Origin of the sequence: Paraburkholderia sp. BL18I3N2 (genome assembly GCF_003001875.1) — a bacterium.
In the GTDB taxonomy this organism is placed as follows: domain Bacteria; phylum Pseudomonadota; class Gammaproteobacteria; order Burkholderiales; family Burkholderiaceae; genus Paraburkholderia; species Paraburkholderia phytofirmans.
On sequence record NZ_PVNC01000008.1, the window covers coordinates 253,964 to 263,881 of the forward strand.

A 9,918-nucleotide genomic window follows, 5' to 3' on the forward strand; every position below is an offset into this window, starting at 1 on the left:
ATCGCAATCAACCGCCGTAAGCAAGCGCCAGAAACGCCCGCGCCAGCACCGCGCCGACGCCGACCGCCACACCGAACAGCAGCAAGCCTTGCAACAGCCGGTTGGTGCGCTTTTGCTCAAGCAGAATCTGGCGAATCATGTCGTCGTTCGCGCCGCGTTTGTTGTCGTGACGCTCGGCCAGCACGTGATGAATCAGGCGCGGCAACTGCGGCAGCGTCTTGCTCCACTGCGGCGCCTCGATCTTCAGACGCTCGTACCAGCCGCGCAGGCCGATCTGCTCGTTCATCCAGCGTTCGAGGTAAGGCTTGGCCGTCTTCCACAGATCCAGTTCGGGATCGAGCGAGCGACCGAGCCCTTCGACATTCAGCATGGTCTTTTGCAGCAGCACCAGTTGCGGCTGGATCTCGACATTGAAGCGGCGCGAGGTCGAGAACAGGCGCATCAGAACCTGGCCGAGCGAAATATCCTTCAGCGCGCGATCGAAGTACGGCTCGCACACCGCACGGATCGCGCTCTCGAGTTCTTCGACGCGGGTGGTCGGCGGCACCCAGCCCGACTCCAGATGCAGCGTGGCGACGCGATGGTAATCGCGCTTGAAGAAAGCGAGGAAGTTCTGCGCGAGGTAGTTCTTATCGAAGTCCGACAGCGCGCCGATAATGCCGAAGTCGAGCGCGATATAGCGGCCGAAGTGCGCCGGATCGAGACTCACCTGAATGTTGCCCGGGTGCATGTCGGCGTGGAAAAAGCCGTCGCGGAATACCTGGGTGAAGAAGATTTCGACGCCTTCGCGCGCCAGCTTCGGAATATCCACACCGGCGGCGCGCAGCGTCTCCACCTGGCTGATCGGCACGCCGACCATGCGCTCCATGACGAGCACCGTGGGCGTGCAGAACTCCCAATACATCTCCGGCACCAGCAGCAGATCGAGCCCGGCGAAGTTGCGCCGCAACTGGCTGCCGTTGGCCGCCTCACGCATCAGGTCGAGTTCGTCGTGCAGGTATTTGTCGAATTCGGCGACCACTTCGCGCGGCTTCAGACGCTTGCCGTCGGCCCACAGGCGCTCGGCCCACACGGCGATGTCGCGCAGCAACGCGAGGTCGGAATCGATCACGGGCAGCATGTTCGGACGCAGCACCTTCACGGCGACGGCCTTGCCGGCGTGCTGCCCGGCCTTCACCGTGGCGAAGTGCACCTGCGCGATCGAGGCGCTCGCCACCGGCACCCGCTCGAAGTCGTCGAACAGCACGTCGACCGGTGCGCCGAGCGCATTTTCCACCAGCCTGATCGCCACCGCCGATTCGAACGGCGGCACCTGATCCTGGAGCTTGGCGAGTTCGTCGGCGATATCGACTGGCAACAGATCGCGCCGCGTCGACAAAACCTGCCCGAACTTGACGAAGATCGGTCCGAGGCTTTCCAGCGCGAGCCGCAGACGCACGCCCGGCGGCGCGTCGAACTTGCGTCCGATCGTGGTGATACGCAGCAGCAGACGAACGCGCCGGTCGTTGACGCGGCTGAGCATCATCTCATCGAGACCGAAGCGGATGACCGTAAAGAAAATCTTGAGGAAACGCAGAAAACGCATAGTTGAGCCCGGTGACTAGCGCGTGCCGCGCGACGTGGCGGCGCCGCCCGGCGCATGGGCGCCGCGGGCTTCGACCTTCTGTTCAAGACGCTCGATACGCTTTTCCACGCGCGCCAGCGCGTCGCGCGCGCGGGCCAGTTCGACGTTGAAATCGTCAAGCGCGGCGCGGCGCACCAGTTGCGGATTCTCGTCGAGCAGATATTCGGCGGCGGTGTCGAGCAGATTGCGGCCGGTCCGCTGCACGTGTTCGCCAACCGTGCGTACGACCGACGCCACCCTGTAGGCCGGGCCGTCGCCGATGAATTTGGCCAGGTCTTCTTCCGGCTCCCAGCGCAGATGTTCGGCGAGCTTGGCGATCACGGTCGCGAATTCGGCGTCGCCTTCAATCTTCACATGCTTCATCACCGCCGCCTGGCCGCCTTGCACGAAGGCGGGCAGCGCGTCGGACGGCACCGAAATGGTTACGTCGAACTGCTGCGCCTCGGTGGCGGCGACCGCGCTCAGATAGCCGTCCGGTTGCACCAGCAGCATCAACACGACCGGCGGACAGGACAGTCTCGCAGTCTTGCCCGCGTAGGGGGCGAGGCGCTCACGAGCCCACGATTCGCGGGCGAGCAGATGATTGACAGCAGCAGCGAAGGGCTTGGCGGCGAGGGTCATTGAAAGTGGCAAGAAAAAACCCGCGCGAGCGAGGTGCCCGCGCGGGTTCCTATTGTAACGTCCGTTCGCTTCGCGGCCTGCTATGCCGAACGGCCAACGTACGGTGCGAATTCGGAAGGCGGCGTTGCGTCGCGCAGCCCCTATCGCACCGCCCGCTTCAGTGCTGCGCCACCTGCTGGATGCCGGCCAGCAGCCAGCCTTCGCCGGGGCGGTTCGCCTTGGACAGGTTCCAGACTTCGACGAACGGCTCCGCCGCCGCACCCGGCGCCTCGCGAATCAGGCCCGAGAAGCGGACGCTGGCGAAATATTCGTTCGCGCGCTCTTCAACGCCCAGCAATTCGGCGTTCAGTTGCACCACGTCCGTCTGATTCGTCTCGGCGCCGCGCGAGGACAGATCGACCTTCACCTCGGCGAACATCTCCGGCGTGGTGAATTCGCGGATGTCTTCGGTGTTGCCGACGTCCCATGCGGCTTGCAGACGCACGAAGTAGACCTTGGCGTTGCGCAGGAAGGCTTCCGAGTCGAAGCCGGCCGGCACCACGGGCGCGGCGTTGATGGTCGGCGTGTTGAGCGGGTTGCCTTGCGGTTCGAGATACGAGCCGGTGGGCGGCGCGCTATAACGCGGTTCCTGCGAGTAGCCCGTGCCGCCCGAGTTGAGCGACGGCGAACCGCCCGCGTACGCCGGTTGCGCCGAGTCGCGCTTGCGGCCCATGAAGCGGCGAATCAGCCAGATGCCGATCATGGCGATGATCGCAATCACGATGATGTTGGCCATGGCGCCGGCAAACGCGCCGCCCAGGCCAAAGTGCGACAGCAACGCGGCGATGCCGAGACCGGCCGCCAGACCGGCGATCGGCCCGAGCCAGCGTGACCGGTTAGGCTGCGCGGCGGGCGTCGGCGCGGGCGCCGGAGCCGGCTGCGCGCGCTGCTGCATGGCCTGATTGCTTTGGGAAGGTTGCGACGGCGCGGACTGCTGCGTCACGCTATTCGACTGACGGCCAATGCTACGGCCACCGCCCATGCGGCGAGCTTCCGCATCGAGCGAAGCGAGGGAGCCGGCCATGATCAGACCGACCATCGCGATCAGTCCGATTCTTCTCACCAGCGACCGCCCAACCTTACGGAGAGATAACACACCTGAATCGGACATTTTCGTACTTTCCTTTAAAAATCGATGGGTTAGGGACCCTAGTATTTGGTCCCCACGTGTAAAGCTACCACGCCAGCTGACAAATTGTAATATTTGACGCCGTCCAGGCCCGCTTGTTCCATCATTGTTTTCAAAGTTTCCTGGTCCGGATGCATCCGGATCGATTCCGCGAGGTATTGGTAGCTCTCGGCATCTTTCGCAAAGTGTTCGCCCAACCACGGCAACACCTTAAAAGAATAGACGTCGTAGACCTTCTTGAGCGGATCCCACACCTTCGAAAATTCCAGCACCAGCAGACGCCCCGCCGGTTTCAGCACGCGCCGCATTTCCGCCAGCGCCACATCTTTGTGCGTCATGTTGCGCAAGCCGAATGCCACGGTGACCACGTCGAAGTAATTGTCCGGAAAGGGGATTTTCTCGGCGTCGCAAAGCAGCGCCGGCGTAATCACACCCTTGTCCAGCAGACGGTCGCGCCCCACGCGCAGCATCGATTCATTGATGTCGGTGTGCCAGACTTCACCGGTGTCGCCCGCCTGCTTTGCGAACGCCTTCGACAGATCGCCCGTGCCGCCCGCGATGTCGAGCACCTTGTAGCCCGGCCGCACGTTGGCCTGGGCGATCGTGAACATCTTCCACGCGCGGTGCAACCCGCCCGACATCAGGTCGTTCATCAAGTCGTAGTTGGCGGCAACCGAGTGGAACACGCCCGCCACCTTCTGCGCCTTGTCCTGTTCGTCGACCGATTGAAAGCCGAAGTGGGTTTTACTCATCGCGCTCGTCCTTTCGCGTATTCTGAAATGTTGCGCCGCATCAGCGCGGCGTTCGGGGCGAATCGTATCAGTGACAGTGCCCGTGCGCAGCGCCGGCTTGAACCATCGGCGTATCGCGGTCGACGCCGGCCGCCTGAAGTTTGGCGAGATAGTCGCGCCAGAGTTCATCCTGGCGCACGGCCATGTCGTACAGCAGGTCCCACGAATAGATGCCGGTGGCGTGCCCGTCCGAGAAAGTCGGCTGCAGCGCGTAGTTGCCGACGCCTTCGATCATCGTGATCGTTACTTCGCGTTTACCGGTCTGCAACGTTTCCTGGCCGGGCCCGTGGCCCATCACTTCCGCCGATGGCGAATACACGCGCAGCAGTTCGAACGGCAGTCGATAAGATTCGCCGTTTGCGTACTGCAATTCGAGCACACGCGATTTGGAATGCACGACCACGCCGGTCGGCACCGGAGTATCGGGAGTCAGTCCACTCATGTTGACCTCATAGAGAACGCTGCCTCAATTCTTCTTGCCCTTCGCGGGCCTGGCGCGGATGCGACAGGTTCGCGAGAACTCAAGCTCAAGCCAGCGCCTGTTCGATTTCCTGCCGCACCGCTTCGCGCAGCAACGTAGCTTGCGCGCGACGCGACGACAGCATGGCTTCGGACACCGTGCGCTGGCGCGGCGCCCAGATGGGCAGCGGGAAATGAGCGTCGTTTGAAAAACGCGGAATCACATGCCAGTGCACGTGCGGAACCTGGTTGCCGAGGCTCGCCAGGTTGACCTTTGCCGGGACAAGGATGCGCCGGATCGCGCGCTCGACCGCGTACACGGCCTTCATCACGCGATCGCGGTCATGTCCGTCGAGGTCGGAAAACTCGGCCACGTGCTCGTTCCAGATGACCCGGCAAAAGCCCGGGTAATCGTGTTCATCGGCGAGGACGACACGCAAGGTGTCGTCGTGCCACAGCACATCGCCGCCATCTTCACGGCAAAAAACGCAATCCATCGTCGTCCTCAGGCAAAAATCGTCAGTCGTGCCATTAAACCAGCACGCGCTCGATTCCGCCATTGTTCGCACGCTGCACGTAGTCGACCATCCAGTTTTCACCGAGCACGTGACGTGCCATCTCGACGACGATGTAGTCCGCCTCGATGCCCGCGTCTTCGTTGTAACGCGACAGACCTTGCAGGCAGGACGGGCAGCTCGTGAGGATCTTCACGTCGGTGGCGCCCTTCGGCTGCGGGCCGTCGCCGGCCTTGAGCACCGACCCTTCGGGCGCACCCGCCGAGCCGGCCGATGCGTTGGCCGGGTTGATGCCGTTCGCGCCCGCTTCGGCCACCAAAGGAATGCCGCGCAGCTTCGCCGCGCCCTTGCGGATCTCCTCTTCCTTGCGGAAGCGGACCTGTGTCGAAATGTCAGGACGGGTGACCGCGAGTGTGCCGGATTCGCCACAGCAGCGATCGTTCTTCTCGATCTTGTAGCCGTCTTTCTCCGAACCCATCAACTGATTGACGAGCTTGACCGGATCCATCGTCTTGATCGGCGTGTGGCACGGGTCGTGGTACATGTAGCGCACGCCGTTCACGCCGTCGAGCTTCATGCCTTTCTCCAGCAGAAACTCGTGGATGTCGATGATCCGGCAGCCCGGGAAGATCTTCTCGAATTCGTAGCCGGCGAGCTGGTCGTAGCACGTGCCGCACGACACCACCACGGTCTTGATGTCGAGGTAGTTCAGCGTATTGGCGACGCGGTGGAACAGCACGCGGTTGTCCGTGACGATCTGCTCGGCCTTGTCGTACTGGCCCGAACCGCGTTGCGGATAGCCGCAGCACAGATAGCCGGGCGGGAGCACGGTTTGCACGCCCGCTTCCCACAGCATGGCTTGCGTGGCAAGACCGACCTGCGAGAACAGCCGCTCGGAGCCGCAGCCCGGGAAGTAGAACACCGCTTCCGTGTCGGCGGTGGTCGTCTTCGGATTGCGGATGATCGGGACGATCTTGTTGTCCTCGATATCGAGCAATGCGCGCGCGGTTTTCTTCGGCAGATTGCCCGGCATCTTCTTGTTCATGAAGTGGATCACCTGCTGCGTGACCGGCGGCTTGCCGACGGTTGCCGGCGGGTGCGCCGTCTGCTTCTTCGCGAACTTCTTCAGCACTTCGTTGCCGAGGCGCTGCGCCTTGTAGCCGACGCCCATCATCGCGGTGCGCGCGAGATTGATGGTCTGCGGGTTAGTGGCGTTCAGGAAGAACATGCCGGCCGCGTTGCCCGGATTGAACTTCTTCTTGCCCATCTTGCGCAGCAGGTTGCGCATGTTCATGGTGACATCGCCGAAGTCGATCTTCACCGGGCACGGCGTCACGCATTTGTGACAGACGGTGCAGTGATCCGCGACGTCGTTGAACTCGTCCCAGTGCTTGATCGACACGCCGCGGCGAGTCTGCTCCTCGTACAGGAACGCCTCCACCAGCAGCGAGGTGGCGAGAATCTTGTTGCGCGGGCTGTACAGCAGGTTCGCGCGCGGCACGTGAGTCGCGCACACCGGCTTGCACTTGCCGCAGCGCAAGCAGTCCTTGATCGACTCGGAAATCGCGCCGATGTCGGACTGCTGCATGATCAGCGATTCATAGCCCATCAGGCCGAAAGACGGCGTGTAGGCGTTGCGCAGGTCGGCGCCTTCGAGCAGCTTGCCCGCGTTGAACCGGCCATGCGGATCGACGCGCTGCTTGTACGCGCGGAATTCGCCGATTTCGTCTTCCGTCAGGAATTCGAGCTTGGTAATGCCGATGCCGTGCTCGCCGGAAATCACGCCGTCGAGCGAACGCGCCAGCTTCATGATGCGCGCGACCGCCGTGTGGGCGTCCTGCAGCATCTCGTAGTTGTCGGAGTTGACCGGCAGGTTCGTGTGAACGTTGCCGTCGCCCGCGTGCATGTGCAGCGCGACGAACACGCGGCCACGCAGCACCTGCTTGTGGATCGCCTGGGCTTCGTCGAGGATCGGCTTGAACTCGCCGCCGTTGAAAATCTGCCGCAGTTCGGCGCGGATTTCCTGCTTCCACGACACGCGGATCGTGCGGTCCTGCGTGATATGGAATACGGTCGCGTCGGGCTGCGCGTCGGCGCGGTCGGCGAACTTCTCCGCCAGCGCTTCGTAACCGAGGCCGACCAGATAGTGCTGCGCTTCACGCAACGAAAGGTCGAGCTTGTCGCGCAGGAATTCCCAGCGCGCGCGCACGCGCTTGAGCAGGTCGAGCGCTTGCTGCACGCGATCTTCGAGCAGTTCGGCGCTCGGAATCTCGTTGGCGTCGTCGCTCTTGCCGAGCGGCAGCTTGCCGGCCTGGAAGAACGCTTCGAGCGCGTCCACCAGTTGCAGCTTGTTCTTGATCGACAGCTCGATGTTGATACGCTCGATCCCGTCCGTGTACTCGCCCATGCGGTCGAGCGGAATCACCACGTCTTCGTTGATCTTGAAGGCGTTGGTGTGCTTGGCGATCGCCGCCGTGCGGCTGCGGTCGAGCCAGAAGCGTTTGCGCGCCTCGGCGTTGACCGCGACGAAGCCTTCGCCGCTCTTGCCGTTGGCCATGCGCACGACTTCCGACGTAGCCTGCGCCACCGCATCCGCATCATTGCCGACGATGTCGCCGATCAGCACCATCTTCGGAAACGCGTTGCGCTTGCTCTTGGTCGCATAGCCGACCGCGCGCAGATAGCGCTCGTCCAGATGCTCGAGGCCGGCGAGAATCGCGCCGCCCTGCTTCGACGTTTCGAACAGGTAATCCTTGATTTCGACGATGCTCGGAATCGCGTCGCGCGCCTGGCCGAAGAATTCGAGGCAGACGGTGCGAGTATGGGCCGGCATCTTGTGCAGCACCCAGCGCGCGGACGTGATCAGCCCGTCGCAACCTTCTTTCTGCACGCCCGGCAGACCGGCGAGGAATTTATCCGTGACGTCCTTGCCGAGACCTTCCTTACGGAACACGCGGCCCTTGATGTCGAGCGCTTCCGTACGCAGCAGCTTTTCGCCCGGCGCGTAGTTGCCGTCGAACCAGTCGAGCCGGAAACGCGCGACTTCGATGTCGTGAATCTTGCCCATGTTGTGGTCGAGGCGCGTGACTTCGAGCCAGTTCCCTTCCGGGTCGACCATGCGCCACCAGGCGAGGTTGTCCAGCGCCGTGCCCCACAGCACCGCCTTCTTGCCGCCCGCGTTCATCGCGACGTTGCCGCCCACACAGGACGCATCCAGCGAGGTCGGATCGACGGCGAACACAAAGCCGGCCTGCTCGGCCGCTTCGGTCACGCGACGTGTGACCACGCCCGCGCCGGAGAAGATCGTCGCAACTTTACGGTCGACGCCCGGCAGTTCGGTCATTTCGACCGCGCCGAGCTGTTCGAGCTTTTCAGTGTTGATCACGGCCGAGAACGGCGTGAGCGGCACCGCGCCGCCCGTGTAGCCCGTGCCGCCTCCGCGCGGAATCACGGTCAGACCGAGCTCGAAACACGCTTTGATCATGCCGGCGATTTCGGCTTCGGTATCCGGCGTCAGCACGACGAACGGGTATTCGACGCGCCAGTCGGTTGCGTCGGTCACGTGCGAGACGCGCGACAAACCGTCGAACTTGATGTTGTCCTTTTCCGTGACCTTGCCCAGCACCTTGGTCGCACGCTTGCGCAGATCGTAGGTTTTCTGGAATTCGCTGGCGAATTGGTCGACGGCGCGGCGCGCGGCCTGCACCAGCGTTTCGACACGCGCGGCGCGGTCGACGCCCGCTTCATCGCCGTGCTCGGTCAGATCGGCGCGACGGCGCTTCTCGATTTCGCTCAAACGGTGATGCAGCGCTTCGATCAGCATTGCGCGGCGCTTCGGGTTGTCGAGCAGGTCGTCCTGCAGATACGGATTGCGGCGCACCACCCAGATATCGCCGAGCACTTCGTACAGCATCCGCGCCGAGCGGCCGGTGCGGCGTTCCGCGCGCAATTCCGCCAGCACGGCCCAAGCTTCGTCGCCGAGCAGGCGGATGACGATTTCGCGATCGGAAAACGACGTGTAGTTGTAGGGAATTTCGCGCAAACGCGCTTCTGGATCGGCAGCCACCGTAGCGGCGGCCCCGTGCGGATCGAAAACTTGAGGTGCGTTCATGTTTGGACGACTCGGTAGGTCAACCGGGCGCGCTCATCGATGAGGCGTCGGCTGACGGCGCGCGTGGCGCGCAATGCTGGAAATCTTCTAGGGGAGCGAAGTTCGACCGGCGGCCAGACCCACACCGGTCGCTTCGTGGCGCTCAGATATAGCTACACGATCGTGCGTGGCGGACGTGACGCTCTGCCGCGGGACAACACTCACGCGGGGCGGGCATCAAGTGGGCGATCCGAGGCTGCCAGTGCATCTTCCGATCCTTATTCCAAAATGGAATTCTACCGCATGATCCCGCCACGCGTTGACGGCTGAAGTCGGAACAGCGGCGGGGATTTGGGCACTTTCGCGACGAATCGTAAGGTGGCGTCTTTATGCCGGAATGACCAACCGAACGGTCGGGCGGCGCGGTACAGCCCTGCTTCAGTGCACATGCCGAGAGCCTGAGCCTACACCGTTGGCGCTATCATTGACCCTTTCCCGTCTCACCGAGCGCTCCGCGCCACCCGCATGGCTTCCCACGACTACCTGAAAAAAACCCTGACCGCGCGCGTCTACGACGTGGCCCGCGAGACCGAACTCGAACGCGCGCCGAATCTGTCGGCACGTCTGCGCAATCCGGTCTATCTGAAGCG

At 63.2% G+C, this 9,918-nt stretch carries 7 protein-coding genes; all 7 read right to left on the minus strand.

All coding sequences use genetic code 11. The features are described 5' to 3' along the window. Nucleotides 1–7: 7 nt before the first annotated feature. On the minus strand, nt 8–1,585 hold the full coding sequence (ubiB, locus tag B0G75_RS22890; protein ID WP_106310773.1) for a ubiquinone biosynthesis regulatory protein kinase UbiB: 1,578 nt from the start codon (nt 1,583–1,585) through the stop codon (nt 8–10). Between the two features lie 15 nt (nt 1,586–1,600). Then, complete coding sequence (locus B0G75_RS22895; protein WP_106310776.1) at nt 1,601–2,245, minus strand: SCP2 domain-containing protein; 645 nt, start codon at nt 2,243–2,245, stop codon at nt 1,601–1,603. Between the two features lie 157 nt (nt 2,246–2,402). Continuing rightward, complete coding sequence (locus B0G75_RS22900; RefSeq protein ID WP_106310779.1) at nt 2,403–3,395, minus strand: Tim44 domain-containing protein; 993 nt, start codon at nt 3,393–3,395, stop codon at nt 2,403–2,405. 38 nt (nt 3,396–3,433) lie between these two features. Beyond that, a complete protein-coding gene (gene ubiE / locus B0G75_RS22905) occupies nt 3,434–4,165 on the minus strand; it encodes a bifunctional demethylmenaquinone methyltransferase/2-methoxy-6-polyprenyl-1,4-benzoquinol methylase UbiE (RefSeq protein ID WP_106310782.1) in 732 nt (243 codons plus the stop codon). A gap of 67 nt (nt 4,166–4,232) precedes the next feature. Then, entirely contained in the window at nt 4,233–4,646 is a 414-nt protein-coding gene (locus B0G75_RS22910; RefSeq protein ID WP_106282019.1) for a gamma-butyrobetaine hydroxylase-like domain-containing protein, read from the minus strand. Between the two features lie 85 nt (nt 4,647–4,731). Further along, nucleotides 4,732–5,160, minus strand: a complete 429-nt coding sequence (locus tag B0G75_RS22915) for an HIT family protein (RefSeq protein ID WP_106310785.1) — start codon at nt 5,158–5,160, stop codon at nt 4,732–4,734. 34 nt (nt 5,161–5,194) lie between these two features. Further along, the gene (locus tag B0G75_RS22920) at nt 5,195–9,289 is read right to left on the minus strand and encodes an FAD/FMN-binding oxidoreductase (protein WP_106310788.1); all 4,095 of its coding nucleotides are present in this window, start codon (nt 9,287–9,289) and stop codon (nt 5,195–5,197) included. Nucleotides 9,290–9,918: the final 629 nt, after the last annotated feature.

Excerpts from the sequence above, each read along its gene's own strand:
- ubiB (WP_106310773.1), bottom strand. The coding sequence starts at position 1,585 with ATGCGTTTTCTGCGTTTCCTCAAGATTTTCTTTACGGTCATCCGCTTC.
- B0G75_RS22895 (WP_106310776.1), bottom strand. The coding sequence starts at position 2,245 with ATGACCCTCGCCGCCAAGCCCTTCGCTGCTGCTGTCAATCATCTGCTC.
- B0G75_RS22900 (WP_106310779.1), bottom strand. The coding sequence starts at position 3,395 with ATGTCCGATTCAGGTGTGTTATCTCTCCGTAAGGTTGGGCGGTCGCTG.
- ubiE (WP_106310782.1), bottom strand. The coding sequence starts at position 4,165 with ATGAGTAAAACCCACTTCGGCTTTCAATCGGTCGACGAACAGGACAAG.
- B0G75_RS22910 (WP_106282019.1), bottom strand. The coding sequence starts at position 4,646 with ATGAGTGGACTGACTCCCGATACTCCGGTGCCGACCGGCGTGGTCGTG.
- B0G75_RS22915 (WP_106310785.1), bottom strand. The coding sequence starts at position 5,160 with ATGGATTGCGTTTTTTGCCGTGAAGATGGCGGCGATGTGCTGTGGCAC.
- B0G75_RS22920 (WP_106310788.1), bottom strand. The coding sequence starts at position 9,289 with ATGAACGCACCTCAAGTTTTCGATCCGCACGGGGCCGCCGCTACGGTG.